This is a genomic window from Roseivivax sp. CAU 1753 (assembly GCF_054482575.1).
Window position 1 is genome coordinate 407,869 of the sequence record NZ_JBTLRF010000003.1, and the last position, 26,899, is coordinate 434,767.

23 protein-coding genes are annotated in these 26,899 nt (G+C 67.7%); 15 read left to right on the forward strand and 8 right to left on the reverse strand.

The features are described 5' to 3' along the window. Positions 1-78: 78 nt before the first annotated feature. Both ACXYMN_RS09425 and aroQ read right to left on the reverse strand, forming a co-directional pair. Positions 79-2,175, reverse strand: a complete 2,097-nt coding sequence (locus ACXYMN_RS09425) for an FAD-dependent oxidoreductase (protein WP_459013331.1) — start codon at positions 2,173-2,175, stop codon at positions 79-81. 250 nt (positions 2,176-2,425) lie between these two features. Continuing rightward, positions 2,426-2,866, reverse strand: coding sequence for a type II 3-dehydroquinate dehydratase (gene aroQ, locus ACXYMN_RS09430; protein WP_459013333.1), 441 nt, complete (start codon positions 2,864-2,866; stop codon positions 2,426-2,428). A gap of 230 nt (positions 2,867-3,096) precedes the next feature. Between aroQ and rpe the strand changes: the two genes are divergently transcribed. The 3 genes from rpe to gph are packed head-to-tail and all read left to right on the forward strand — an operon-like array spanning position 3,097 to position 4,964. Continuing rightward, positions 3,097-3,780 carry a ribulose-phosphate 3-epimerase gene (gene rpe, locus ACXYMN_RS09435; RefSeq protein WP_459013334.1) on the forward strand — a complete coding sequence of 228 codons (684 nt, stop codon included), beginning with the start codon at positions 3,097-3,099 and terminating at the stop codon, positions 3,778-3,780. A gap of 3 nt (positions 3,781-3,783) precedes the next feature. Further along, positions 3,784-4,311: a thioredoxin family protein gene (locus tag ACXYMN_RS09440; RefSeq protein WP_459013335.1), complete on the forward strand. Its 528-nt coding sequence runs from the start codon at positions 3,784-3,786 to the stop codon at positions 4,309-4,311. Next, positions 4,308-4,964 (forward strand): phosphoglycolate phosphatase, encoded by a 657-nt coding sequence (gene gph, locus ACXYMN_RS09445; RefSeq protein ID WP_459013336.1) that lies wholly within the window; start codon positions 4,308-4,310, stop codon positions 4,962-4,964. Before ACXYMN_RS09440 ends, gph begins: the two co-directional genes overlap by 4 nt. A gap of 201 nt (positions 4,965-5,165) precedes the next feature. Here gph and ACXYMN_RS09450 read toward each other — a convergent pair whose 3' ends face one another. Further along, positions 5,166-6,386: an acetyl-CoA C-acyltransferase gene (locus ACXYMN_RS09450; RefSeq protein WP_459013337.1), complete on the reverse strand. Its 1,221-nt coding sequence runs from the start codon at positions 6,384-6,386 to the stop codon at positions 5,166-5,168. Positions 6,387-6,651: 265 nt separating this feature from the next. Here ACXYMN_RS09450 and ACXYMN_RS09455 point away from each other — a divergent pair, with 265 nt between their 5' ends. Beyond that, entirely contained in the window at positions 6,652-8,802 is a 2,151-nt protein-coding gene (locus tag ACXYMN_RS09455; protein ID WP_459013338.1) for a S8 family serine peptidase, read from the forward strand. Here the strand turns inward: ACXYMN_RS09455 and ACXYMN_RS09460 are convergent. Beyond that, positions 8,778-9,908: a phosphatase PAP2 family protein gene (locus ACXYMN_RS09460; RefSeq protein ID WP_459013339.1), complete on the reverse strand. Its 1,131-nt coding sequence runs from the start codon at positions 9,906-9,908 to the stop codon at positions 8,778-8,780. The two genes, ACXYMN_RS09455 and ACXYMN_RS09460, sit on opposite strands and share 25 nt — an antisense overlap. 150 nt (positions 9,909-10,058) lie before the next feature. Here ACXYMN_RS09460 and ACXYMN_RS09465 point away from each other — a divergent pair, with 150 nt between their 5' ends. The 10 genes from ACXYMN_RS09465 to ACXYMN_RS09510 all read left to right on the forward strand — a co-directional run bounded on the left by ACXYMN_RS09465 (position 10,059) and on the right by ACXYMN_RS09510 (position 21,599). After that, complete coding sequence (locus ACXYMN_RS09465) at positions 10,059-11,735, forward strand: hypothetical protein (protein WP_459013340.1); 1,677 nt, start codon at positions 10,059-10,061, stop codon at positions 11,733-11,735. 173 nt (positions 11,736-11,908) lie between these two features. Further along, complete coding sequence (locus ACXYMN_RS09470; RefSeq protein ID WP_459013341.1) at positions 11,909-12,772, forward strand: bifunctional allantoicase/(S)-ureidoglycine aminohydrolase; 864 nt, start codon at positions 11,909-11,911, stop codon at positions 12,770-12,772. Positions 12,773-13,104: 332 nt separating this feature from the next. Beyond that, on the forward strand, positions 13,105-14,295 hold the full coding sequence (bhcA, locus tag ACXYMN_RS09475) for an L-aspartate--glyoxylate aminotransferase BhcA (RefSeq protein ID WP_459013342.1): 1,191 nt from the start codon (positions 13,105-13,107) through the stop codon (positions 14,293-14,295). Between the two features lie 14 nt (positions 14,296-14,309). Further along, positions 14,310-15,263, forward strand: a complete 954-nt coding sequence (bhcB, locus tag ACXYMN_RS09480) for a beta-hydroxyaspartate dehydratase BhcB (protein ID WP_459013343.1) — start codon at positions 14,310-14,312, stop codon at positions 15,261-15,263. 16 nt (positions 15,264-15,279) lie between these two features. Further along, a complete protein-coding gene (bhcC, locus tag ACXYMN_RS09485) occupies positions 15,280-16,443 on the forward strand; it encodes a 3-hydroxy-D-aspartate aldolase BhcC (protein WP_459013345.1) in 1,164 nt (387 codons plus the stop codon). Between the two features lie 157 nt (positions 16,444-16,600). Further along, on the forward strand, positions 16,601-17,566 hold the full coding sequence (bhcD, locus tag ACXYMN_RS09490) for an iminosuccinate reductase BhcD (RefSeq protein ID WP_459013346.1): 966 nt from the start codon (positions 16,601-16,603) through the stop codon (positions 17,564-17,566). Beyond that, positions 17,566-17,787: a hypothetical protein gene (locus ACXYMN_RS09495; RefSeq protein ID WP_459013347.1), complete on the forward strand. Its 222-nt coding sequence runs from the start codon at positions 17,566-17,568 to the stop codon at positions 17,785-17,787. Before bhcD ends, ACXYMN_RS09495 begins: the two co-directional genes overlap by 1 nt. 10 nt (positions 17,788-17,797) lie before the next feature. Further along, complete coding sequence (locus ACXYMN_RS09500; RefSeq protein WP_459013348.1) at positions 17,798-18,310, forward strand: AmiS/UreI family transporter; 513 nt, start codon at positions 17,798-17,800, stop codon at positions 18,308-18,310. Beyond that, entirely contained in the window at positions 18,307-19,320 is a 1,014-nt protein-coding gene (locus tag ACXYMN_RS09505; RefSeq protein WP_459013349.1) for a type I glyceraldehyde-3-phosphate dehydrogenase, read from the forward strand. The genes ACXYMN_RS09500 and ACXYMN_RS09505 overlap by 4 nt, the downstream gene beginning before the upstream one ends. After that, entirely contained in the window at positions 19,320-21,599 is a 2,280-nt protein-coding gene (locus tag ACXYMN_RS09510) for an NADP-dependent malic enzyme (RefSeq protein WP_459013350.1), read from the forward strand. Before ACXYMN_RS09505 ends, ACXYMN_RS09510 begins: the two co-directional genes overlap by 1 nt. A gap of 393 nt (positions 21,600-21,992) precedes the next feature. Here the strand turns inward: ACXYMN_RS09510 and ACXYMN_RS09515 are convergent, their stop codons facing one another. From ACXYMN_RS09515 to puuE, 3 genes are read right to left on the reverse strand one after another with little or no spacing between them, the layout of a single operon-like run. Beyond that, a complete protein-coding gene (locus ACXYMN_RS09515; RefSeq protein ID WP_459013351.1) occupies positions 21,993-23,429 on the reverse strand; it encodes a uracil-xanthine permease family protein in 1,437 nt (478 codons plus the stop codon). 53 nt (positions 23,430-23,482) lie between these two features. Further along, complete coding sequence (locus tag ACXYMN_RS09520) at positions 23,483-23,968, reverse strand: ureidoglycolate lyase (RefSeq protein WP_459013352.1); 486 nt, start codon at positions 23,966-23,968, stop codon at positions 23,483-23,485. After that, positions 23,965-25,377 carry an allantoinase PuuE gene (gene puuE, locus ACXYMN_RS09525; RefSeq protein ID WP_459013353.1) on the reverse strand — a complete coding sequence of 471 codons (1,413 nt, stop codon included), beginning with the start codon at positions 25,375-25,377 and terminating at the stop codon, positions 23,965-23,967. The genes ACXYMN_RS09520 and puuE overlap by 4 nt, the downstream gene beginning before the upstream one ends. 155 nt (positions 25,378-25,532) lie before the next feature. Here puuE and uraH point away from each other — a divergent pair, with 155 nt between their 5' ends. Further along, on the forward strand, positions 25,533-25,886 hold the full coding sequence (uraH, locus tag ACXYMN_RS09530) for a hydroxyisourate hydrolase (RefSeq protein WP_459013354.1): 354 nt from the start codon (positions 25,533-25,535) through the stop codon (positions 25,884-25,886). Here uraH and ACXYMN_RS09535 read toward each other — a convergent pair. Next, positions 25,883-26,803 (reverse strand): LysR family transcriptional regulator, encoded by a 921-nt coding sequence (locus ACXYMN_RS09535; protein ID WP_459013355.1) that lies wholly within the window; start codon positions 26,801-26,803, stop codon positions 25,883-25,885. The two genes, uraH and ACXYMN_RS09535, sit on opposite strands and share 4 nt — an antisense overlap. Positions 26,804-26,899: the final 96 nt, after the last annotated feature.

Sequence of the window (26,899 nt, forward strand, 5' to 3'; positions counted from 1 at the left end):
TGCCGCCGACGCCGCCCCGATCGCCCCGGACACACGCGTGGCCGACCGGGCGGGCGGCATCGGTCACGGCGGGCCGCGTCAGGCGCGGTCGTTCAGGCTGGCGAAATCCCGGCCCTCCCGGACCAGACGTTGGAGCAGCCCGGAGGGTTGCCAGAAGAAGGCGTCGTCTTGCGCGTAGGCTTCGATATCGGCCAGCAGCGTTTTCAGACCAACATGGTCCGCCCAGTGCATCGGACCACCTCGGAAGCGCGGAAATCCATAGCCGTAAAGCAGCGTCACATCCACATCGAGCGGACGCAGCGCGATGCCTTCGTCGACCACGTTCGCGGCCTCGTTGACCAGGGCGGCCATGTAGCGGCGCTGGATCTCGTCGTCGGTGAAGTCGCGCGGGGTGACCCCCGCCGCCTGCCGCGCCTTGTCGATCAGCGCCTCGACCTCGGGGTCGGGCCTGCCGCCCCGGGTACCCTGATCGTAGAGGTAGTATCCGCGCTGCGTCTTCTGACCGTGCCATCCCAGATGATGCATCTCATCGGCCCATGTCGGCACCATGTCGCGCGGATCGCGGGTCGGTGCCTTGCGCTGCCGCGTCAGGAACCCGATGTCGAGCCCGGCCAGATCGCCCATCTCGTAGGGGCCCATCGGGAAGCCGAACGCCCGGATCGCGCGGTCGACCTGGTAGGGGCTGGCCCCGGCCAGCACCATGCGATCGGCGCTGGCGCGATACTTGGCCATGATCCGGTTGCCGATAAAACCGTCGCAGACGCCCGCGCGCACGGCGGTCTTGCCCAGACGTCTGGCCAGCGCGAAGGCGGTGGCGGTGACGTCGGGGGCGGTCTTGTCGGCGACCACCACCTCGAGAAGTTTCATCACATGCGCGGGCGAAAAGAAGTGCAGCCCGATCACGTCTCCGGGGCGCGCGGTCGATGCCGCGATCTCGTCGATATCGAGATAGGAGGTGTTGGTCGCGAGGATCGCGCCGGGCTTCATCACCCGGTCGAGTTCGGCAAAGACCGCCTTCTTGACGTCCATATCCTCGAACACCGCCTCGATGGCGAGGTCGGCCTGCGCCAGCGCATCATACCCGGTGGCGGTGCGGAAGGTGCCCGACAGGATCGCGTCGCGCTGGTCGGCGGAAAGCTTGCCGCGCTGCACCGCGCCGTCGAGGTTCCCGGTCACCGTGGCGGTGGCCTTGTCGGCGGCGGGTTGGTCGCGTTCGATCAGCGTCACATCGAAACCGCGCAGAAGGGCGGCCGTGGCGATGCCCGCGCCCATGGTGCCGCCGCCGATCACGCCCAGCGTCGCCACCTCGCGGGGGGGGACGCCGTCGATCTCGGGGAGTTTGGCGACCTTGCGTTCGATGAAGAAGGCATGGATCAGGCCCGCGCGCTGCGGTGTCTCCATCATCGCGCGGAAGATCCGGCGCTCTTCGGCGAGGCCGGGGGTAATCGCCAGCCGGGTGGCGGCCTCGACCGCGTCGATGGAGGCCAGGCGCGCCACCTCGCCGCCGGATTTCTTCGTCCAGAGCGCGCGCGCCGCCGACAGCGCATCGGCGTCATGGGCGGGGCACGGCATCTGGCCCACCGGACGCGGACCCGCGCCACCGGCCAGCAGGTCGCGCGCATAGGCCAGCCCCGCGGCGCGCGGATCGCCCGTCGCCAGCCGGTCGGCAAGGCCCAGCGCCACTGCCCGCTCGGCCGGGACGGTGCCGCCCGCCGGAATGATCTCGAGCGCGGCTTTCACCCCGATGAGACGCGGCGTGCGCTGGGTGCCGCCGGCCCCGGGAATGATGCCGAGGTTGACCTCGGGGAGACCCAGCCTGGCCCCCGCCATGGCGACGCGGTAGTGACAGCCCAGCGCCACCTCGAGCCCGCCGCCCAGCGCCGCGCCCTGGATGGCGCAGACCACCGGCTTTGGGCTGGCCTCGATATGGCTGACCACCTCTGGCAGGCCGGGATCGGCGGGCGGTTTGCCGAACTCGGAGATGTCCGCGCCGCCGAAGAACAGCTTGCCCGCGCCGAGGATCAGCGCCGCCCGCGCGCCGTCGTCGGCGGCAAAACGGTCCACCGCCTGCCACAGCCCGGCGCGCACCGCCTGGCCCAGCGCGTTCACCGGTGGATTGGCAACCGTGATGACGGCGATGCCGTCGTCCAGCTCGTAACTCACCTGATCGGCCATGAAGACACCTTTTTCTGACTGCCGCCTGTGCGGGGCGCATCGCGAAGGACCCGCGACGGGTGCGGCAATGCGGCCCCGATGGCATCCTTGCCGATGCCCCCGGAGATGGCAAAGAGGTAATGGCCCCCGGGCGGTGCGTGCAGACCGGTCAGGCCCCCTGCGCGGATGCCGCCGCTGCCATCGCCGCCACCACCTCGGCCACCCAGGCGGCTGCGCGGATGGCAGGGTCAAAGCGCCGCGGCGGCCCCTGTCAGACGGCTGTCAGGGTCGCGATGCGCCGGATCGCAAAGCGGTAGCCATCGGTGCCCGCACCCGCGATCACCGCGTCGGCGCGTGTCGAGACGTAGGAATGATGCCGGAAGCTTTCGCGCTTGTGGATGTTCGAGATATGCACCTCGATCACCGGCCCCTCGAAGGTGTTGAGCGCGTCGAGGATGGCGACGGAGGTGTGCGAATAGGCCCCGGGGTTGATCACGATACCGACCGCGTCGGCACGCGCCTCGTGGATCCAGTCGACGATCTGGCCTTCGTGGTTGGACTGCAACGCGCGCAGATCGAACCCGGCCTCGCCCGCCAGCGCGGCGCAGTCGCGGGCCACGTCGTCCAGCGTCTCGTGGCCGTAGATTTCAGGCTGCCGCTGCCCCAGAAGGTTGAGGTTCGGCCCGTTCAGAAGATAGATTTTCGGGCCCATGCCGGTCGCTCCTGTTGTTGCACCCTTTCCTTGTGCCGCGCGCCGGGCGGATCGGACAAGGGCGATGCGCGCGCGCGGGGCGCATTGTGGCGCAAAAGCCCGGACGCCGGAGCCATCAGGAGCGCGCCCCGCCCGAGGATCCCGGGGCCAGTGCGACCCCGAGGGTCTCGACGCCCCTGCCGCGCCGTGGCAGAAGCGCCCGAACCCGTAGCCTGCCAAGGAGCGCCGCCATGCCCTTCGACCGTTCGATCAAGATTGCCCCGTCGATCCTGTCCGCCGATTTCGCCGATTTCGGCCGCGAGATCCGCGCCATCGAGGATCAGGGGGCCGACTGGGTGCATGTCGATGTGATGGACGGCCATTTCGTGCCGAATCTGACCTTCGGCCCGGCGGCGGTGAAGGCCTTCCGGCGGCATGTGAAGACGGTGATGGACGTGCATCTGATGATCGCGCCGGTCGATCCCTATATCGACGCCTATGCCGAGGCCGGGGCCGACATCCTGACCGCGCACATCGAGGCCGGGCCGCATATTCACCGCACCCTGCAGGCGATCCGCGCGGCGGGTCTGAAGGCGGGCGTGGCGCTGAACCCCGGCACACCCGCCGAGGCGGTGGCGCATCTTCTGGACATCGCCGATCTGGTCTGCGTGATGACGGTGAACCCGGGCTTCGGCGGGCAGAGCTTTCTTGACATGACCGACAAGATCGCCCGCCTGCGGGCGATGATCGGCGACCGCGAGGTACATATCGAGGTGGATGGCGGCGTCGATCCGAAGACCGCGCCGCTTGTGGTCAAGGCCGGGGCCGACGCGCTGGTCGCGGGGTCTGCGGTGTTCCGGGGCGGATCGGTCGACACGCCCGATGTCTACGGCGCGAATATCCGCGCCATCCGCGATGCGGCACGGGCGGCCTGAGCCATGGCCGCGACCCCACCCGTCTGCGATGTCGACTGGTCGGCGCCGGATTTCACCCTGCCCGCGACCGACGGGCGGCGGCTTTCGCTGTCCGGGCTCAAGGGCGAGAACGGCACGCTGGTCATGTTCATCTGCAACCATTGCCCCTATGTGCTGCGCGTCCTAGACCGCATCATCGAAGACGCCCGCGCCTTGCAGGAACGCGGCATCGCGGTGGTCGCGATCTGCGCCAACGACGCCGAGGCCTACCCCGCCGACAGCTTCGACAACATGGTGAAGATGGCCGAGACGCATGCGTTGCCCTTTCCCTACCTGCACGATGCCGACCAGTCGGTCGCGCGCGCCTATAACGCGGCCTGCACGCCGGATTTCTTCGGCTTCAACGCAAAGCTCGGCCTGCAGTATCGCGGGCGTCTGGGCACGGACCGGCGCGAGCTTCGCGATGCCATGATCCAGATCGCCGAGACCGGTCGGGGCCCCGCCGATCAGGTCCCGTCGATGGGCTGCTCGATCAAGTGGAAACCTGCATGAGCGCGCGCATCGTCTTCGACCTCGACGGCACCTTGATCGACAGCGCGCCCGACATCTGCGCGGTGGGCAACTCGGTGCTTGACGACGAGGGCCTGCCCCGCCTGACGCTGGACGAGGCGATCACCTGCATCGGCAGCGGTGCTGCGGCCTTTGTCGCGGGGATGCGCGCCCTGCGCGGTATTCCCGACGCCGAACAGGCACGGCTGCTGGAGACGTTCATCGCGCGCTACGAAACCGGCAACGCGCTGACCGAGCTCTATCCCGGCGTGCGCGCGGCGCTCGGGTCGCTGGCCGCAGGGGGGCACCGGCTCGGGCTGTGCACCAACAAGCCGATCGGGCCGACCCATGCGGTGCTGCGGCACTTCGATCTGGACCAGACCTTCGGCGCGGTGATCGGCGGCGACAGCCTGGACACGCGCAAGCCCGACCCCGCGCCGTTGCTTGCGGCCCTTGCGGCGCTGGGCGACGGGCCGGCGCTGTATGTGGGCGACAGCGAGATCGACGCCGGGACCGCGGAGCGCGCGGGCGTGCCGTTCCTGCTGTACACCGAGGGCTATTGCCACGTGCCGCTGGACACCCTGACGCAACGGGCGCGGTTTTCGGATTTTGCCGACTTGCCGGGACTGGTGGCCGAGGTTCTCGACGGCGTCTGAGCGAAGCGCACCGTTCCGTGCCCGCCGCGACAAGCGCCTGACCGGGGGTGGCGCTGCAACGATTGAACGGCGCGCTTTATCCTGTCACGTCGCAGCACCGATCGAACCGCGTGAAAGCGGCACCATAGCGCCAGCCCGCCGGGCCGGGCAGGCGCTTGGCGCGGCGGTCTGCGGCCTTGTTCCGCGGCCAGTGCGCATGGTTCAGGCCGCGCCCTCCAGCTCAACGCCGATGGCCGTGGCCTCGCCGCCGCCGATGCAGATCGAGGCGACGCCGCGCCGCGCGCCCCGCGCCCGCATGGCCCCGAGCAGCGTCACCAGAATGCGCGCGCCCGAGGCCCCGATGGGATGACCCAGCGCCACCGCGCCGCCATGCACGTTCAGCTTTTCGCGCGGGATGTTCAGCTCCTTGGCCGAGGCCATGGCGACCACGGCGAACGCCTCGTTGATCTCGAACAGGTCGACATCGTCGACCGACCAGTCCAGCGCCTCGAAGAGCCGCCGCTTGGCGTGGATCGGCGCGGTGGTGAACCACCCCGGCGCACCGGCATAGGCCGCGTGCCCCATGATCCGCGCGATCGGGGTCAGGCCCAGCCGTTCGGCGTCGGAGGCACGGGCCAGCACCAGCGCCGCCGCCCCGTCGTTGATCGAGGAGGAGGACGCCGCGGTGATGGTGCCGTCCTTCTTGAAGGCCGGGCGCAGGTTGGGGATCTTGTCGGGGTTGATCGATTGCGGGCCCTCGTCGCGGGCCACCTCGACCGCGCCCTTGCGGGTCTTGACCGCGACCGGCGTCACCTCCCAGTCGAAGGCACCGCTGTCGGCGGCGGCTTTGGCGCGGGTGACGCTTTCGATGGCATAGGCGTCCTGATCGTCGCGGGTGAACTGGAACGCCTCGGCGCAGTCTTCGCCGAAGGTGCCCATCGACCGGCGGGTGCCGTCGGGGGCCACGTCATAGGCGTCTTCGAGCCCGTCGAACATCATGTGATCGAGCACGCGGGCATGGCCGATCCGCGCGCCGCCGCGCCCCTGCGGCAGCAGGTAAGGCGCGTTGGTCATGCTTTCCATGCCGCCCGCCACAGCGACGCCGATCGAGCCCGCGACCATCGCCTCATGCGCCTGGATCACCGCCTTCATGCCCGAACCGCAGACCTTGGAGACGGTGGTGCAGGGCACCGACACCGGCAGGCCCGCGCCCAGGGCCGCCTGCCGCGCCGGGGCCTGGCCCAGCCCGGCGGACAGCACGTTGCCCATCAGCACCTCGTCGACCGCGTCGGGCGCCAGCCCCGCCTGCGCCAGCGCCGCGCGGATCGCCACGGCGCCCAGTTCGGTGGCGGGCACCCCGGTGAATGCCCCCTGAAACGCCCCGAGCGGGGTGCGCGACGCGGCGCAGATCATGATCGGATCCCGAGCGGTGTTGGTGGGCATGGCATCTCTCCTGCTGCGTGGTTGCGGCCAACTGCGTGGTTGCGGCCAAGTCTGCCGCGTTGCGCGACCGTGTGCAAACGCCCCGCGACGCCGCGCCCGCCATTGGGGCGGGCAGTCCTGCACCCACGGCGTCAAAGGCGGCCAGGCAAGTCGTTAAAATAACGTTAATTCCATGTTTTACGCGCTTTCACGGATTACGAGTCGACAAAACCGTGGCACCTTTCCCATAGGTAAACTGAATCGGTCGAATGGCGGGGTGTGGGTGATGGCGACGGGCAAACGGAAAACGGCAAGCTGGAAAGACATCGGCGACACCACTGCACCCTTCGACGGTTACGCCCACTGGGAAGCAGCATCCGCCCGGCGCAACCCGCGCGCGGTGATGCTGTTCGCGGAATTGCGCCCCGGCAAGAAGGCCCCGACCCTGCGGGCGGCCATTGCGGCGCTCAGGTCGGAGCCGCGGGCCAAGCTTCAGAGTGCGGAATGTGACGCGCTGGCTACGGAACTGGCGGAGCTTGACCGCTCGGCCAGTGGCGCGTCGGGCAGCGACGGCGGTGACCTCTCCCCACCGCCGCCTGCCTTTCCGTGGCGCGTGACGGTGGCGTTCTTCTGGCTCGACGAGATCTCGAAGCTGCCCGACTATTGCCGCCTGCTGCATGTCGGCCCGCGCGTCGAGGCGCTGAGCGAAACCGATCCGCGCATGTTCGACCCGATCGACCGCGCCCCGACCGGAACCGCGCCCGGCGCGCCGGTCATGGCCTGCATCGACGACGGGATCGGCTATCTCAACGCGCGCTTCCGGGCCTCCGCGACCGAGACGCGCATCGCCAAGCTTTGGCTGCAGACGGAACCGCGCGCCGCCGCCCATGACCTGATCGAGCCGCTGCCGGACGTGCGCATCGGGCAGGTGCTGGCCAAGGCCGAGATTGACCGCGAACTGGCCAGCGGCGTGTCCGAGACCGCGCTTTACCGCGCCCGCAACGACGCCCTTCTGCCGCCCGATCTGCGCCGCAGCACCAACCATCACGCCAGCCACGGCACCCATGTGCTGGACCTTGCCGCCGGTGCGGACTGGGCCGACACCGACGCGCGGGACGACGGCGACAACGCCGACGCCTGCATCGCGGGCCTGCCGATCCTTGCGGTGCAACTGCCGCCCGCGGCCATCGCCGAGACGTCGGGGCGCAAGACCGAAGGCTATGTGGCCATCGGGCTGCGCTGGATCGTGACCGAGGCGTTGCGGCTGTCGCGCTGCGACGGGCGGCCCGTGATCGTCAACCTCAGCCTCGGGGCGCTGGCTGGACCGGGCGATCATACCGCCTTTCTGGCGCAGTGGATCGCGGCCGAGATCGACCGCTATGAACGGCTGTGCGGCGGCAGGCTGCAGGTTGTCGCCGCCTATGGCAATGCCCGGCTCGACCAGTTGGCCGCGCGCGCCGAGGTGACGACCGCTGCCCCCCTGAGCCTTGACTGGCGGGTGCAGCCCGACGACCGCACGGCCAGTTTCCTGGAGCTGCGCACCACCTGCGACGGCACCGGTCGGCGGCTTTGCCTGACCCCGCCCGACCCGCGCCTGCCGCCGCTCGAACTGGAGTGGTTGCGGCCCGGCGAGGGGCGGCTGCTGATGCTGGGTAGGGATATGCTGGCGGCGGTCTATGGCACCGAGACGGTGGATCTGACCGAGGATCCGGAGCAAGCGACGGCCCCTGCCCCCGAGACGCGCTATGACAGTCTGCTGATCGCGCTGGCCCCCACGCATCGCGTCGATGGCGGTGCGCCGGTGCCGGCGGGTTGCTGGAAGATCGCGGTGGCCAGCGACAGCGCCACGCCATCGCTGGTCACCGCCGAGGTGCAGCGCGATGACACGCCGCACGGCTTCCGGCCGCGCGGACGGCAATCCTATCTCGATGCGCCGGGCTGGGAATGGGACGCCGAACTGGGCAGCGCCAGTGCGCCCGCCGCCGGAAACCCGGTGTCGCGGCAGGGCACGGCGGTGGCCTTTGCCGGGGCCACCCATGCGCATCTGTGGTTCGTCGGGGCCGCCCGGCCCAGGACCGGCGCCCCCGGCACCGGCCAGCCGGAACGCTATTCCGCCGAGGGCATCGTCGACATGCTGGCGCGCGCCGGGCAGTCGCCGGGGCCGACGCTTGCGGCGCGCGGATCGGACGGCGCGATGCAGCAAGGCGCGCGCGCCGCGGGCGTGCTGACAGGGTCGGTCGCGCGGTTCTCGGGCACCAGCGTCGCGGCCCCCCGGGTGGCCCGCGCATTGGCGCAGCTTTGGTCACGCACCGGCGCGCCGGGCGATCCGGAGGCCGATCTGGCCGCCATCCTGGCCGCCACGCCGCCGCTGCCCGGTCCGGATTGCCGCACCGGACGCGGCGTGATGCTGGATTACCCCCATTCCCGCACGGCCTGAGCGCCGATTGCCCCGATCAGCGGGGCCGTCGGACTGCCCGGCCGGGTGGCGGCGTCGAGATTGGCGGGCAGAAGCGCCCGCAGCCAGTCGCGCCATGCCTCGATGGTGAAGCCGCCGTTCCAGGATTTGGCATCGTCGGTGAAGGGTGCGGCGGGGGCGAGATCACACGCGAAGGCGTCGCCGAAGACCGGCCCGGCCAGCGCCACCCCGAGGCTGAAGCCCAAAAGCCCGCCATAGGCGCTGTCGATGGGGAAATGCACGCCCGCCACGGTCCGGTTGTCGGCGATGCGGGCCGCCAGCGCGAAGGGCATCAGCACATTGTGGTCCGCCTCGCAGGCCGGGGTCTCGGCGGTCAGGATGTCGATCAACCCGCGCACGGCGTTGGCGTCGGGGGCGCGCCCCTTGAGCCAGAGCAGCGACAGCATCGTCGCGAAGGCAAACGCCTCGGTCGCGTGACCGCTGGGGCAAGAGCCATGCGCGGGCGTCTGGATCATCGGCTGCACCTTGGGCGAATAGGTCATCGGGCGCGGCACCCGTGCGGCGAACTTGATCGCCTGTTCGGGCTGGATGACAACATCATAGATCCGCGCCAGAAGCTCCATCGTCCAGCGCCGGGAATAGCCGTCGAGATGCAGCTGCGAGCCGAAAAAGCTGAGCATGTCGCCGGTCTGCAGGACAATTTCGCCCAGGCGGTCCGAGCGCAGGTCCATCGCCGCGCGCAGATGCGGCAACTGGTGCGTGCCAAGGTCCGCCGCAGACGGCGTGGGCAGCGTCAGGCTGACACCTCCGCCCGAGACGCGGGGCGCGTCGCCAGCCCCGGTGACGTCGAAAAAGCCGCTGAATTCCTGCGCGATGGTGGCGGCGCGGGCATCGGGTTGCAGCGCTTGCAACCGATCGAGGGGCGCGTCGGACGGGGCGGTCGGCACGGTGCCGGTGCCGTCCCAATAGCCCAGCAGCCCTTCGGCGGTGACGCCCAGCGCGGTGCTGGTCAGCGGCGCCGCGCCGCCGCCGGAATGGATACCGTGGATGCCGTGTATCCCGTGGATGCCATGGATGCCGTGGATGCCATGGATCCCGTGGATGCCGTGAATGCCCAATGTCGCCATGCCTACAATCTCACCTGTTAATTGATCCCGCCTCACCATGCCCAAAACCGCGCCGGTAACGAAGCGGCTTCGCGCGGCGCGGGCGCGTTTTGACGAAGAATTCACGCCGCAACCGGTTGCTTGCGGAACGCGGCAAAGGTGTTAGCCTGCGTGTCGGTCGCAATGTCACCAAGTCTGTGGCGTCCGGGCAATGAGGAAGGCTTCGTGCATATCCAGTTGATCGGCGAGTTCCGTGTCTGCGATGCGGAGGGCTGCGATTGCACGCCCTCGTCGGCGCGGGCGCGGGCGCTGCTGGCGATCCTGGCGCGCACCGAGGGCCGGACCCGCGCGCGGCGCTGGCTGGAAAAGTGCCTCTGGTCCGACCGGGCGGCGCGGCAGGCATCGGCCAGTCTGCGCAACGTGCTGTCGGAGATCCGCAAGGCGCTGGGCGACAAGGGCACGCATTTCATCACCGACCGGGACAACGTGCGCCTCGAGGCGGTCAGCACCGATCTCGATGCCTGCCCCGAGGACGCGCTGGCGGCACTGCGCACCGGGCGGGACCTGATGGAGAACGTGCAGGTGAGCGATCCGGTGTTTGCCGAATGGCTGGCCGATGCCCGGGCGCGCATCCTGCAGGACCTGGGCCAGCGCGACCGATCGGCGCTGCAGGGCCGTCTTGACCCCGCCGACCAGCCGCGGCGCAAGCTGGAGCTTCAGGTCAGGGCCTTCGGCGAACAGCAGGACGGCAACGGCGCGTTTGTCGGCGCGCTTCTGGGCGACACCATGGCCCGGCTGATCGCCGATTTCGGCTGTTTCAGCATCTACAAGGACACCGGCGACGGGACGGAAAAACCCGATCTTGTGCTGGGCGTGCGCACGCTGACGGCGGGCGACGACGTGCAGGTGCTGGCGGGGCTGACCGCGCGCGCGACCGGAGAGGTGATCTGGTCCGACAATGCCCGGCTCGACGTCACCGCGCCCGATCTGCTGGAACAGGGCGACGTGCCGCGCCTGGTCTATCATTCCGCCGCCCGGGTGCTGACCCAGGACCTGTCGCGGCAGGCGGATGCCAGCGTCGCGCTGAAGGTCGATGCCCGGGTCAACGCCGCCATCGCCGCGATGTTCACCTATGAAAGCGCCAAGCTGCGCCATGCGGAGCGCCTGCTGGCCGAGGCCTTCGCGCTGTTGCCGCTGCCGCGCATTGCCGCCTGGCGCAGCCTGCTCAGGCAGATCATGATCGTCGAGCGGACCGAACCCGACATCCAGACGCTGTACCGCGAGGCCAGCGAGTTCGCGCAGATGGCGCTGGTCGGCAATGACGGCAACGCGCTGGTCACGTCGCTGGTGGCGCAGCTGCTGGCCATGCTGGAGAACGACACCGGCGTCAGCGCGGCCCTGGCCGAGGACGCGGTGCGCATCAGCCCCTACAACGCCTTCAGCCATTCCGCCAAGGCCACGGTGGCCCTGCGCGCGGGCGAGGCCGCGACCGCCCTTCGGTCCAGTTGCCACGCCGCCAGCCTTGCCAGCCAGTCATCCTCTGCGCATTGGTTCGACACGCTGGCCGGGCTTTCGGCGATCACCGCGGGCGACATACCGCAGGCGGTCGCGCATCTGGAACGGGCTCATGCCCGCGCGCCGTGTTTCCGCGCCCCGATGCGGCACCTTCTGTGCCTTTATGCGGCGCAGGAGGCCCCGGACAGGGCCGCGACCATGGCGGGCAAGCTGCGCGCGGTCGAGCCCGACTTCGACATCATGCGCATTCGCGAGGACGAAAGTTACCCGGTGCTGACGCTGCGCCGCTCGAACCTGTTGCCACCGCGCCAACTGGCGCGCGATCTGGCGTGACACCCCCCGACTTGCCGGGGTGGGTGGGCCGCGCCGCGCTTCATTCAAAAATACCAAAAAAACATCGCTTATTATCAAATAGATCCAAAAGGTGCTGTTGTCCTTATGCGGATGGTATGACACCGGCCACGGACCCATATTTCACAGGACATTTTGAAACAGCAGGAGCCGTCATGGCCGCGAAGTATTATGCCCCGACAGGAGGCCATCCCGGCCAGGATCAGCTTCTGACCGACCGCGCCGTCTTTACCGATGCCTATGCGGTGATCCCGAAGGGCACGATGCGCGACATCGTCACCAGCTTCCTGCCGTTCTGGGACGACACCCGGCTTTGGGTCATCGCGCGTCCGCTGAGCGGGTTCGCCGAGACGTTTTCGCAATACATCATGGAAGTGGCCCCCGGTGGCGGGTCCGACCGGCCGGAACTTGACGCCGGGGCCGAGGGCGTCTTGTTCGTGGTCGAAGGCAGCGCCAGCCTGACGGTCGACGGGGCCGAGCATGTGCTGACAGAAGGCGGCTATGCCTACCTGCCCCCGGCCTCGGACTGGAGCCTGCACAATCGGTCCGACGCGATGCTGCGGTTTCACTGGATCCGCAAGGCCTACGAGGCGGTGCCGGGTCTCGATCATCCCGATGTGGTCATCGCAAACGACGCCGATGTCGCACCGTCGGTGATGCCCGGAACCGACGGCAAATGGGCCACGACGCGCTTTGTCGATCCGGCCGACCTGCGCCACGACATGCATGTAACCGTCGTCACCTTCGAGCCGGGCGCGGTCATTCCGTTTCTCGAAACCCACGTGATGGAGCACGGGCTTTACGTGCTCGAGGGCAAGGCCGCCTACCGGTTGAACACCGACTGGGTCGAGGTCGAGGCCGGCGACTTCATGTGGCTGCGCGCCTTCTGCCCGCAGGCCTGCTATGCCGGTGGGCCGGGACGGTTTCGCTACCTGCTCTACAAGGATGTGAACCGCCACATGAACCTGCGCCCTATGGCCGGGGCGCGGGGCGTGGCCCATCCGGCGACCGGCAGATAACCTTTCAGACCGGCGCACAAGCGGCGTCCGGGTGGTGTCCATCGCGGCCCGCCCGGGCGCTTTTTTCGGTCCTGTGCCCGCAGGAAGCCGTGGCGCGGCATCAACGGGAAGCAACCGGAAAAAGCGCCATTCGCTCGAAAAACGATAAAGTGCATCTTGTTTCGCGAAATTTTCGAAGAACCGCTTCAAGAAAATACAAAGCACTGAAAGTAAACGAAAATATAAGATAAACCGGCATTTTGAAAAACGATTTCAAAAAAGTATGCCGCGCGCCCAGGATGGCGTAAAACGGGATCAACGCGTCACAGTCGTAACGCTTAAAGGAGACGGACATGAGCTTTCAGAACCCAGTTTTCATCCCGGGCCCGACCAACATTCCCGAGAGCCTGCGCAAGGCCTGCGACATGCCGACGATCGATCACCGTTCGCCGCTGTTCGGGCAGATCCTGCACCCGGTCCGCGAACGTGTCCGCACGATCCTGAAAAGCGACACGGCAGAGGTCTTCATCTTCCCGTCCACCGGCACCGGCGGCTGGGAAACCGCGCTGACCAACTGCCTGAGCGCGGGCGATGGCGTGCTTTCGGCGCGCAACGGCATGTTCTCGCACCGCTGGATCGACATGTGCCAGCGCCACGGCCTGAACGTGACGATCGTCGAGACGCCCTGGGGCGAAGGCCTGCCCGCGGACCGCTATGAGGAAATCCTCACCGCCGACAAGACCCACGAGATCAAGGCCGTGCTCGCCACCCACAACGAGACCGCGACGGGCGTCAAGTCCGACATCGCCGCCGTGCGCCGCGCGCTGGACGCCGCCGGTCACCCGGCGCTGCTGTTCGTCGATGGCGTGTCGTCGATCGCGTCGATGGACTTCCGCTTTGACGAGTGGGGCGTCGATGTTGCCGTCACCGGGTCGCAAAAGGGCTTCATGCTGCCGGCCGGGCTGGCCATCGTCGGGTTCAGCCCGAAGGCGATGGAGGCCACCGGGACCGGCACCCTGCCGCGCACCTTCTTCGACGTGCACGACATGCAGAAAGGCTATGCCAACAGCGCCTACCCCTACACGCCCGCGGTCGGTCTGCTGAACGGTCTGAACACCGCCTGTGGCATGATCATGGACGAGGGGCTGGAAAACGTCTTTGCCCGCCATCACCGCATCGCCTCGGGTGTGCGCGCCGCCGTCGATGCCTGGGGTCTGAGCCTGTGCGCCGCGCGCCCGGAGCTCTACTCTGACACGGTCAGCGCGATCAGGACGCCCGAGGGGTTCAACGCAACCGACATCGTGACGCATGCCGCCAAGACCTATGGCGTCGCATTCGGCGTCGGCCTTGGCGAGGTTGCGGGCAAGGTGTTCCGCATCGGCCACCTGGGCAGCCTGACGGATGTGATGACGCTGAGCGGGATCGCCACGGCGGAAATGTGCATGGCCGATCTTGGCCTCGACATCAAGCTCGGCTCGGGTGTCGGCGCGGCGCAGGACTATTACAGGTCGCACACGGCATCCGCCGCGAAGATGGCCGCATGACGCAGGAGACGGCGATGGAGATCCCAACCTTTGACGACATGCTGGCCGCGCATGAGCGGATCAAGCCGCATATCCGGCGCACCCCGATCCGGGTGTCGGATTACCTCAACGAGGTGACCGGGGCGCAGCTGTTCTTCAAGTGCGAAAACTTTCAGGAGCCGGGCGCCTTCAAGGTGCGCGGTGCCTCGAACGCGGTGTTCGGGCTGAGCGACGACCAGGCGGCCAAGGGCGTGGCGACGCATTCGTCGGGCAACCACGCCTCGTGCCTGAGCTACGCGGCGATGCGGCGCGGCATTCCGTGCAACGTGGTGATGCCGCGCACCGCACCGCAGGCCAAGAAGGACACGGTGCGCCGTTACGGCGGCAAGATCACCGAATGCGACCCCTCGACCTCGTCGCGCGAAGCGACGTTTGCCGAGGTGCAGGCCAAGACCGGCGGCGATTTCGTGCACCCCTACAACGATCCGCGCGTCATCGCGGGCCAGGGCACGTGTTCGCGCGAGATGCTGGAACAGACCGACGGGGTGGATTACGTGATCGCCCCGATCGGCGGCGGCGGCATGATCTCGGGCACCTGCCTGACGGTGTCGCACATGGCCCCCGAGACGCGGATCATCGCCGCCGAGCCGGAACAGGCCGACGACGCCTATCGCAGCTTCAAGGCCGGCCATATCATCGCCGACGACGCGCCCAAGACCATCGCCGACGGGCTGCTGGTGCCGCTGAAGGATCTGACCTGGCATTTCGTGTCCAGCCACGTGCACGACATCCTGACCGTGTCCGAAACCGAGATCGTCGATGCGATGAAGCTGTGCTGGAAGCATCTGCGCATCGTGATGGAGCCGTCGAGCGCCGTGGCCATGGCCACGGTCCTGAAGAACCCCGACACGTTTCAAGGCAAGCGTGTCGGCATCATCGTCACCGGCGGCAATGTCGACCTCGACAAGCTGCCCTGGATGAACACCTAACCGGAGGGTCCACCCCATGAACGTATCAACAAGTTTCGAAGGTCTCGAAGTCGGTTTCGATGTGCCCGCGCTGCCCGGCATGGACGAAGCGGACATCCAGACGCCCTGCCTGATCCTCGATCTCGACGCGCTCGAGCGCAACGTCAAGAAGATGGGCGACTACGCCAAGGCGCATGGCATGCGGCACCGGGTGCACGGCAAGATGCACAAGTCGGTGGACGTGGCCCGGATGCAGATCGAACTGGGCGGCGCGGTCGGCGTCTGCTGCCAGAAAGTGTCCGAGGCCGAGGTCTTCGCCCGGGGCGGCATCAAGGATGTGCTGGTGTCGAACCAGGTGCGCGACGCGGCCAAGATCGACCGGCTGGCGCGGCTGCCCAAGCTGGGTGCGCGGACGCTCTGCTGTGTCGACCAGATCGAGAACGTGGCCGAGTTGTCGGCGGCGGCGCAGAAGCACGGCACCGAGATCGAGTGCCTGGTCGAGATCGACTGCGGCGCGGGCCGCTGCGGCGTCACCACCACCCCTGCCGTGGTCGAGATCGCCAAGGCGATCGACGCGGCACCGGGGCTGAGGTTCGCGGGCCTTCAGGCGTATCAGGGGGCGATGCAGCATCTCGACAGCTATGAGGACCGGCAGGAAAAGACCGACATCGCCATCGCCATGGTGCGCGACGCGGTCGATGCGCTGAAGGCCGTGGGGCTGGACTGCGACATCGTCGGCGGCGGCGGCACCGGGTCCTATTACTTCGAAAGCAATTCGGGCGTGTTCAACGAATTGCAGTGCGGGTCCTACGCGTTCATGGATGCCGATTACGGGCGTATCCTCGACAAGGACGGCAAGCGCATCGACCACGGCGAATGGGAGAACGCGCTGTTCATCCTGACCTCGGTGATGAGCCACGCCAAACCCGACAAGGCGATCGTCGACGCGGGCCTCAAGGCGCAATCGGTCGATAGCGGGTTGCCGTTCATCTACGGGCGCGACGACGTGGAATACGTGAAGTGCTCGGACGAGCATGGCGTAGTGTCGGACCCCGAGGGCAACCTTGCGGTCAACGAGAAGCTCAAGCTGGTGCCCGGTCACTGCGACCCGACCTGCAACGTGCACGACTGGTATGTCGGTGTGCGCGACGGCAAGGTCGAAACGCTCTGGCCCGTCTCGGCGCGCGGCAAGGCCTACTGATCCCCGGGGTCCCGGGTCCCGGACGCGATCCGGGACCTCGACGCCGTCAATGGAGCGCACGGGCGTTCCGGGCAGGACCCGGGACCGCGCTGCAGCCTGCACTATAGAGGCCCCGGATCAGGTCCGGGGCACGTTTCCCTGATTATGGAGCCCCGCCATGCTGATCGTCCCCGAGCGCGAGATTGCCGACCTGATGACCCGCGAAGCCGCGTTCGACGCGGTCGAAAAGGTCTTCGCCGCCATGGCCGCGGGCGATGCCTACAACTTCCCCGTGGTGCGCGAGGCCATCGGCCATGAAGACGCGCTTTACGGCTTCAAGGGCGGTTTCGACCGCGCCGGTCTGACGCTGGGCCTGAAGGCCGGGGGCTACTGGCCCAACAACCTCGAGAAGCGCGGGTTGATCAACCACCAGTCCACCGTGTTCCTGTTCGATCCCGATACCGGCCGTGCCAGCGCGATGGTTGGCGGCAATCTGTTGACCGCGCTGCGCACGGCGGCGGCCTCGTCTGTGTCGATCAAGCATCTGGCGCGCAAGGATGCGAAGGTCATCGGCATGATCGGCGCGGGCCATCAGGCCACCTTCCAGCTGCGCGCGGCGCTGGAACAGCGCGCCTTCGAGAAAGTGATCGGCTGGAACTATCACCCCGACATGCTGCCCAACATCGAGAAGGTCGCGACCGAGTTCGGTCTGCCCTTCGAGGCGGTGGAGCTTGCGGGCATGACCGAGGCGGATGTCATCGTCTCGATCACCTCGGCCTTCTCGGCGTCGCTGATGGCCGATCACGTCGCCCCCGGCACCCACATCGCCTGCATGGGCACCGACACCAAGGGCAAGCAGGAGGTCGAGGCGGCACTTCTGGCCCGCGCCTCGGTCTTTACCGACGAGGTGGCGCAATCGGTCAGCATCGGCGAGGCGCAACACGCCATCGCGGAAGGGCTGATCGCGGAGGCCGACATCGCCCAGCTTGGCGCGGTCATCAACGGCACCCACAAGGGGCGCACGTCGGACGACCAGATCACGCTGTTCGACGGCACCGGGGTCGGGCTTCAGGATCTTGCGGTGGCGGCCAGCGTGGTCGATCTGGCGGTCAGGAAGGGCGTCGCCATCGAGGTCGACTTCTGATGGCAACGCACCGCCCCCTTGCCGTCTGGATGACCCGAGGGGCGATACCGCAGGTCAGCCTGTATGGCAGCGTCATCACAGGGGCGACGCACCGGCGCGGCGCCGCCCGGGGCGGCCCGCTGCGCACCAACGCACCCGACAAACCGGCGCGGTGCCGCCCGGCACCCGGACTTGCCGACGTGGCGCGCCCGGTCGCGGCCCGCCACGACACCCGGGCCTAGGACGCACGCGATGTTCCTGCCGTTGTCGCTGCTGTTTGTCGGGGCCGTTCTGGTGCTCAACGGGGTGTGGATGACCGGCCGCATCCCGGACCGGGACATCATCGTCATCAACCTGGTGACGGCGGGTGTCACCGGCTTTGTCGCGGGCCTGGGCCTTGTTCAGGCGGACACCGTCACCGAGGTGCGGGCCGTCGCGCTGACGCTTCTGTTCAGCGTCACCTACCTGTGGGTGGCGGTCAACCGGATCACCGGCAGCGACGGGCGGGGCCTTGGGTGGTTCAGCCTTTTTGTCGCGATCTCGGTGCTGCCCGAGGCGGTGCAGGCCCTGACCGGCGCGCGCACCGGGATGCAGGTCTGGCTCGGGCTGAACTGGCTGGCCTGGTCCGGTCTCTGGTTGCTCTATTTCCTCACGCTTGCGATGAAGTGGGCGCTGCACCGGCAGACCGCCGTGGCAACGCTGACAGGCGGCGTCGTCACCGCGTGGCTGCCCGCGCTGATCCTTCTGAACGGGAGCCTGGAATGAGCCGCCCCATCCGCATCGTGATCAACGGCTTCGGGCGCATCGGGCGCACGGTGCTGCGTCAGATCCTGGCCGACCCGGCCAACGGCGACATCGAAGTGGTCGCGATCAACGACATCGCGGCGCTGGAAACCTGCGCCTACCTGTTCCGCTATGACAGCGTCTTCGGCGTCTTTCCGGGCACCGTGGCGGCGGGAGACGGCTGCCTTGAGGTGGGCGGGGCCCGGTATCCGTTCTGGTCCCATCCCGACCTGCGGGCGGTCGATCTGGGCGGCGTCGACGTGGTGCTGGAATGTACCGGGCGCGCCACCACCCGCGCGGTCGCGGAGGCCGGGCTGGACGCGGGCGCGGAGGCGGTGCTGATCTCGGGGCCGTCGGGGGCGGCCGATGCAACGGTCGTGCTGGGGGCCAACGAGGCCGATATCGGCGAGGCGCGGATCGTGTCGAACGCGTCCTGCACTACCAATGCCATCGCGCCGCTGTTGCAGGCGGTCGACGCGCGGTACGGGATCGCGCGCGCGCATGTCACGACGGTGCATTGCTACACCGGCAGCCAGCCTGTGGTCGATGTGCCGGGGCCGAACCTGGAACGCAGCCGCGCGGCGGCGGTCTCGATGGTGCCGACGACCACGAGCGCCACCGAGCAGGTGCTGAAGGTGCTGCCCGGGTTCCGGGACCGCCTCAGCGTTGCCGCCGTGCGGGTGCCGGTGATCTCGGTGTCGGCCATCGATGCGGTTCTGCAACTCGCGGAGCGCCCGGCGGGATCAGGGGCAGCGCTTGTGCGCAACGCCGTGGCCGGTTGCCCGATGATCGGGACGACCGAGGATGCCTGCGTCTCGACCGACATGCGCGCGCGCCCCGAATCGCTGATCGTGGCGCTGCCCGAGACGATGACCTGCGCGGACGGGCAGCTGCGCATCTTCGGCTGGTACGACAACGAATGGGGGTTTTCGGCCCGCATGATCGACATGACCCGGCGTCTCGCCGCGCGACACACCCAAGGGAGGCTGTGATGGTAATCGACACCAACAAGACCGACGCGGAACGTCAGGCGGCGCTGGATTACCACGAATTCCCGCGCCCCGGAAAGCTTGAGATCCGGCCCACCAAGCCGATGGCGACGGGGCGTGATCTGGCGCGGGCCTACAGCCCCGGCGTGGCCGAGGCCTGCACCGCCATCGCCGCCGATCCCGACGCCATCACGCGCTATACCGCCAAGCGCAACCTTGTCGCGGTGATCACCAACGGCACCGCGGTGCTGGGGCTGGGCAATATCGGGGCCGCCGCATCGAAGCCGGTGATGGAGGGCAAGGCCGTCCTGTTCAAGAAATTCGCGGGCATCGACTGTTTCGACATCGAGGTCGACGAGGCCGACCCCATGGAACTGGCCAAACTGGTCTGCCGGCTCGCGCCGACATTCGGCGCGGTCAACCTCGAAGATATCAAGGCACCGGATTGCTTTATCGTCGAGCGGCACTGCCGCGCCAACATGAACATCCCGGTCTTTCACGACGACCAGCACGGCACCGCCATCGTGGTCGCGGCGGCGGCGACGAACGCGCTGCGCATCGCCGGAAAGCGGCCCGAGGATATTCGCGTCGTGGGCCTCGGGGCCGGGGCGGCGGGCGTGGCCTGCCATACGATGCTGCACAAGATGGGGGTGCCGGTCGGGAACATCACCATCTTCGACAAGGACGGCGTGCTGCATCCCGGGCGCACCGACCTCTGCCCCGAGCAGATGTTCTTCGCCAATGCCGATGCCGGGGTCACCATCACCGAGGCGCTGACCGGGGCGGACATGTTCCTTGGCCTGTCTGGGCCCGGCCTGCTCAAGCCCGAGAGCGTGGCGAACATGGCCGACAACCCGATCATCTTCGCGCTGGCCAACCCTGTGCCCGAGATCATGCCCGACGTGGCGCGCGCCGCCTCTCCGGGGGCGATGATCGCCACCGGGCGGTCCGATTTCGCCAACCAGGTGAACAACGTGCTCTGCTTTCCGTTCATCTTCCGGGGGGCGCTGGATGTCGAGGCGCAGGACATCAACGATGCGATGAAGCTGGCCTGCGTCGATGCAATCGCGGGACTGGCGCGGCAGACGACCTCGGCCGAGGTGGGGCAGGCCTACAAGGACGAACGGCTGACCTTCGGGCCCGACTACCTTATTCCGCGCCCCTTCGATCCGCGCCTGCTGCCGACGATTGCGGTCGCCGTCGCGAAGGCCGCGATGGCCACGGGCGTCGCGAAACGCGACATCGATCTGGAGAAATACAAGGCCGATCTCGAAGCGCAGGTGTTCCGGTCCTCGCTGATCATGCGCGGCGCCTTTGCGGCGGCGCGGCAGACCAAGCGCCGCATCGTCTTTGCCGAGGGCGAGGACGACCGCGTGCTGCGCGCGGCGCAGGCGATGATCGAGGACACGGTGGACGCGCCGATCCTGGTGGGCCGCCCCGAGGTGATCCTGACCCGCATCGAACGCGCGGGCCTGTCGATCGTGCCCGGCCGCGACGTCGAGATCGTGAACCCCGAAAGCGACGACCGCTATCGCGACTACTGGCAAAGCTATCACGACGTCATGCAACGCAAGGGCGTCACGCCCGATCTGGCAAGGGCCGTGATGCGCACCAACACCACGGCGATTGCGTCGGTGATGGTGCATCGCGGCGATGCCGACAGCATGATCTGCGGCACCTTCGGGCAGTATCACTGGCATCTCAACTACGTGCGCCAGATGCTTGAGACCGACACGCTGACCCCGGTGGCGGCGCTGTCGCTGGTCATTCTGGACCAGGGGCCGCTGTTCGTCACCGATACCCATGTCAATGTGGAACAGACGCCCGAAACCCTGGCCGCGACCGTTGTCGCCGCCGCGCGCCACGTGCGGCGCTTCGGCATGGAGCCGCAGATCGCGCTGTGCTCGGGGTCTCAGTTCGGCAACACCGACTGCCGGTCCGGTCAGGTGATGCGCGCGGCGCTGAAGATCCTCGACGCCCGCCCCCGCGACTTTGCCTACGAGGGCGAGATGCACACCGATGCCGCGCTCGATCCGGAGCTGCGCGAACGGCTGCTGCCGAACAACCGCCTGAGCGGCAAGGCCAATGTGCTGGTCTATGCCAACACCGACGCGGCGGGTGCTGCGCGCAACCTGTTGAAAAGCGCGGCGGGCGGGCTTGAGGTCGGGCCGATCCTGATGGGCATGGGCAACCGCGCCCATATCGTCACGCCGGGCGTGACGCCCCGGGGCCTGCTCAATATCGCCGCACTCGCGGGCTCTGACGTGTCGAGCTACAGCTGACGGGCTGACAAGGGCGGGAACGGTCCGCGCTGTCCCGCGTCCCACGCGCCCCCAAGGGGGCCATGCCGCCCCGGTCGCGTGATCGGGGCGTTTTTTCGTTGGCCGCTTGTCGCCGGTGTTTGTGGCCGGTGCGCGCCGCAGGCTGTGGCATATGCGCGCCGGGTGGGGGGCATCCCCGTCGCTGCCCCTGCCGCTGCCCCTGCCCCGGCGCGTGCCCGGAACACCCGGGACGCACAGACCACCCGGGGGGGAAGTGCGCGGCGCGGGGAAACGCAGACGGGCGCGAGGGTTTCCCCCCGCGCCCGGTCCGGTTCATGCCGACCTGTCCGACCCCTGCCTTTTGCCAGGCGGTCCGGGATGCGGGGGCGTGCCCCGCAACCCGGCCCCCGGGGTCTAGACGTGGTTGTCGCGCTCGAGCGAGCCTGCCCCGTGACCGGCCATGCCGCCCGAGACTTCCTCGGTCGCCTCATCGGCGAGGTCCTCGGGCAGGATCAGGTTCAGCAGGATGGCCAGGAAGGCCGCGGGAAGAAGCCCCGAGGTCAGCAGGATCCGCGCCGTTTCCGGCAGGTGCTGTAGCGCGCCCGGTTCCAGTTGCAGGCCAAGCCCGAGGCTGAGCGCGATGGCGAAGATCACCATGTTGCGCCGGTTCCAGTGCACGTCGGACAGCATCGAGATACCCGCCGCCACGACCATGCCGAACATCACGATGACGCCGCCGCCCAGGACCTCGATGGGGATGGTACGGATGATGCCGCCGACCTTGGGGACCAATCCGCAGATGATCAGGAAGACCGCGCCGCAGGTCACGACGTGGCGGCTCATGACGCCGGTCATGGCGATCAGGCCGACATTCTGGCTGAACGAGGTGTTGGGGAAGCCGCCGAAGACGCCGGCGATCGCGGTGCCGAAACCGTCGGCAAAGGTCGCGCCGGTGATTTCCTTGCTGGTCGCCTCGCGGCCCGCGCCGCCCTTGGTGATCCCGGAGACGTCGCCCACCGTCTCGATGGCCGAGATGAAGGCCATGAGGCAAAAGCCGATGACCGCCGCGATGGAAAATTCGAAGCCGTACTTGAAGGGCTGCGGCAGCGCGAAGGCGGCGGACCGTTCCCACGAGGTTGCGATGTCGCCGAAGCTGAGCATACCGACGGCGATGGCGTAGACATAGCCGACGACCAGGCCGATCAGCACCGCCGAGATCGACAGCATGCCCTTGGTGAAGAACTTCAGGCCCAGGGTCACGAGGATCACCAGGATCGCCGCCGACCAGTTCAGCAGGCTGCCGTATTCCGGGGTTCCGATGGCCGGAACGCCGCCCGCCGCATACTGGATACCGACCTTGACCAGCGCGAGGCCGATCATCGTCACCACCAGACCGGTGACCAGCGGCGGCAGCGCAAAGCGCAGCTTGCCGACGAAGGTGCCGATGAAGGCGTGGAAGATGCCGCCGATGATGACGCCGCCGAACAGCGCCGCCAGCGCATCGACGCCCTTGCCCGCCACCAGCGGGATCATGATCGGCAGGAAGGCAAAGGACGTGCCCTGCACGATCGGCAGCGCCGCGCCGATGGGTCCGATGGTGATGGTCTGCAGGAGCGTGGCGATCCCGGCGAACAGCATCGACATCTGAATGAGGTACAGCAGTTCGGGAAAGTCGGGCGATCCCGAGCCGAAGCCGAACCCGGCGGCACCGGCGACGATGATCGCAGGCGTGACGTTGGACACGAACATCGCCAGCACGTGCTGGATGCCCAGCGGAATGCCCTTGGCGAGGCCCGGGAAGTAGTTCGGGTCGCGGAGTTGCTCCGGTGTCCCGATTGAGTGGTCAGCCATGGTGTCTCTCTCTCTTGGTGGATCTGGGGACCGGTGCGTTCCGGCCGATCTGGTCAGCGTTCGATGGTGTACGGCGTGTCAAACCAGTGCTCTTCGAGGTTCGGGCCATCGCCGATGCGGTCGACGACAGCGAAGAGCCCCGGCTCGGACAGCGGGCAGAGGACCCCGTGCCAGGTGCCGCGATGATAGTTCACGCCCTGCCCCGGCGCGGTGAGGAAGGCTTGCGGCGCGCCGGGCGTGCCGTTCGCGTCCGGGGCCACCACGACCACGAAGGGATCGAGGCTCATGGGCAGGAAGGCCTGGCTCCCGTCCGGGTGGCGTTCGACCATGTCGAGGACAATCGGCAAGGCGCGCGGCGTGGCCTTGAACAGGCTGATCCCGGCCTTGCCGCCGACGATGTCGACGTTCGCGCGGTCGTGATAGCGCCCGCAGAGGCCCTGGTTGATCAGCTTGTCCGGCGCGCCCGACACGTCCAGCACATCGCCGAAGGGCGCGAAGGCCTCGGCGGTCAGGGGTGCCAGGGTGAGGGTGCGGCTCATGCTGAAAACTTTTCGATCAGGCGCAGCTCGGCGATGCGTTCGACCTGGCGGCAGGCCTCGGCAAATTCGGTGTCGCGGTCGTTTTCGATGCGGCGCTGGAAGGCCGCGTCGATGGACGCCTTGGTGTTGTCGCGCACCGCGATGATGAAGGGAAAGCCGAACTTCGCGGTATAGGCGTCGTTGAGCCGGGTGAAGGCCGCGCGTTCGTCGTCGGTCAGCTGGTCGAGCCCGACCGAGGCCTGCTCGGCGGTGGAGTCCGCCGTCAGGCGCTTGGCCGCCGCCAGCTTGCCCGCGAGGTCCGGGTGCGCGGTGAGCACGCCGAGGCGCTGTTCGGGCGTGGCGCTGCGGAACACCCGGGCCAGGGCCTGGTGCACCCCCTGCGCGGTGTCATGGGTCGGCCCCAGTTCGAGGTCATAGGCACCCTCGGCGATCCAGGGGCTGTGTTCGAAGATGCCGCCAAACTCGGCCACGAACCGGTCGCGCGTCATCTCGGAGGGTCGTTCCATGCGCATCGGGGGATTCTCCTGGGTCCAGTGTTCGGCGATCTGCAGGCGGGTCGCGAACCACACACCGTCGCGGGATTTGAAATATTCGATCGCCCGGCGCAGCGCGGCGGCGCGCCCGGGGCGTCCGATCAGGCGGCAATGCAGGCCGATGGACAGCATCTTCGGCGCGCCATCTGCGCCTTCCTCGTAGAGCATGTCGAAGCTGTCCTTCAGGTAGGATTCGAACTGGTCGCCGGTGGTGAATCCTGCCTGAATGGCAAAGCGCATGTCATTGCAATCCATGGTATAAGGCACGATCAGCTGGTCATTTCCGTCAAATTGCATCCAGTAGGGCAGATCATCGGCGTAACTGTCCGCAATATAGGCAAACTGACCGGTTTCGGCGGCGAGCCGGATGGTGTTGTTGGAACAGCGCCCGGTATACCAGCCGCGCGGGGCAGAGCCCGTCACTTCGGTATGAAGCCGGATCGCTTCGGCGATCTGGGCCCGCTCGTCGTCGGCGGTCATGTCCTTGTGCTCGATCCATTTCAGGCCGTGGCTGGCGATCTCCCAGCCCGACGCCTTCATCGCGGCGACCTGTTCGGGGGCCCGTGCCAGCGCGGTGGCGACGCCATAGACCGTCACCGGCAGATCGCCGAGCAGGCGGTGCACACGCCAGAACCCGGCGCGCGCGCCGTATTCGTAGATCGATTCCATGTTCCAGTGGCGCTGTCCCGGCCAGGGCTGCGCGCCGGTGATCTCGGACAGGAAGGCCTCGGACGCGGCATCGCCGTGCAGGATATTGTTTTCGCCGCCTTCTTCGTAGTTCAGAACGATCTGGACGGCGATCTTCGCGCCGTTCGGCCAATTCGCCGCGGGCGGGTTTGCACCATATCCGGTCATGTCGCGCGGGTATCGAGTCACCAGGTTGCTCCTCTGAGAATTTGAACATCAATAAATCAGAATAATGAAATTTAATTTCAAAAAAATCACGAAAGAGCCTTCGGCCCGGCGTGCTTTTCCGATCCGCCCCCGCATTGTAGGTGATATCGCATGCGCATCACAAAGGAGCGGCGAACATGACAGGGTATCTGACAACGCACGTGCTCGACACGGCCCGGGGTTGCCCGGCCGAGGGACTGAGGATCGATCTGTTTCGCATCGAGGGCGACACCCGCACCCACCTGAAGTCGCTGGTGACCAATGACGACGGGCGCACGGACGAACAGATCCTGCCCGCCGACGCGTTCGCGACCGGTGTCTACGAGCTGGTGTTTCACGCCGGGGATTACCTGGACGCAATCGGCACGCCGCCCGAAGATCCGCGCTTTCTCGATGTGGTGCCGCTGCGTTTCGGCATGTCCGAGGCGTCGCATTACCATGTGCCGCTGCTGCTGTCGCCCTTCGGCTACGCCACCTATCGCGGCAGCTAGGGCCGGATCTTGCTGTCGCGGATGGTGTCGCCGATCCGCTCGATCACGAAATCCATGAACAGCCGCGTCTTGGGGTCCTGCCTGCGCCGATGGGTGAACAGGCAGGCCATCTGGATGGGCTCGGGCGGCGTCTGGGTCGCGACCGGCACGAGGCGGCCGGCTTTGATGTGGTCGCTGACCTCGAACACCGGCTTCATGGCGATGCCGCAGCCGGACAGGGCCCAGTCGGTCAGAATGTCGCCGTCATCGGATTCGTAGCGCCCCTCGACGCGGAATTTGCGCACGCCGTCCGGCGTCTTCAGGCGCCACTGGTATTCGGTGGCCCCGGGGAAGCGCAGGCTGAGGCATTCGTGCTGGCCCGACACCAGATCCTCGCCGGTGGCGGGGTTGCCATGGTCCCTGATGTAGTCGGGCGAGGCGCAGAGCACCCGTTCGACATCGGCGATCTTGCGGATCCGCAGGTTGCTGTCTTCGGGCTGGCCCAGAAAGAACGCCAGATCGAGCCCTTCGGTGGTCAGGTCGACCTTGCGGTCGGTCAGTCGCAGGCGGACCTTGACCTCGGGATATTCCGCCAGAAACCCCGGCACCTGCGGCGCGATCAGCCTGCGCCCCACCCCGAGCGGTGCCGCGACGAACAGCGCGCCCTTGGGGTTTTCGGTGATGTTGACAACCTGGGCCTCGGCGTTTTCGACGGATTCGAGCACCTCGCAGGCCCCGCCATAGAACGCCTTGCCCTGTTCCGTCGGCGTCAGGCTGCGCGTGGTGCGCTGGAACAGCCGCACGCTCAGGTGCTCTTCGAGTTGCGAGATGCGCGACGAGGTGACCGCCGGAGAGATGCGCAGGTCACGCCCGGCGGCGGACATGCTGCCCAATTCGTAGACGCGGACGAAGGTGCGGATGTTGTCCAGATACGACATTATCTCGAATTTTTTGATGCTGCTTGGCAATTTGACACGATACCTAAAGAATTGGCAATCGCCTAGGCTGGCTTCGACACTCATCTCTGGAGGCTT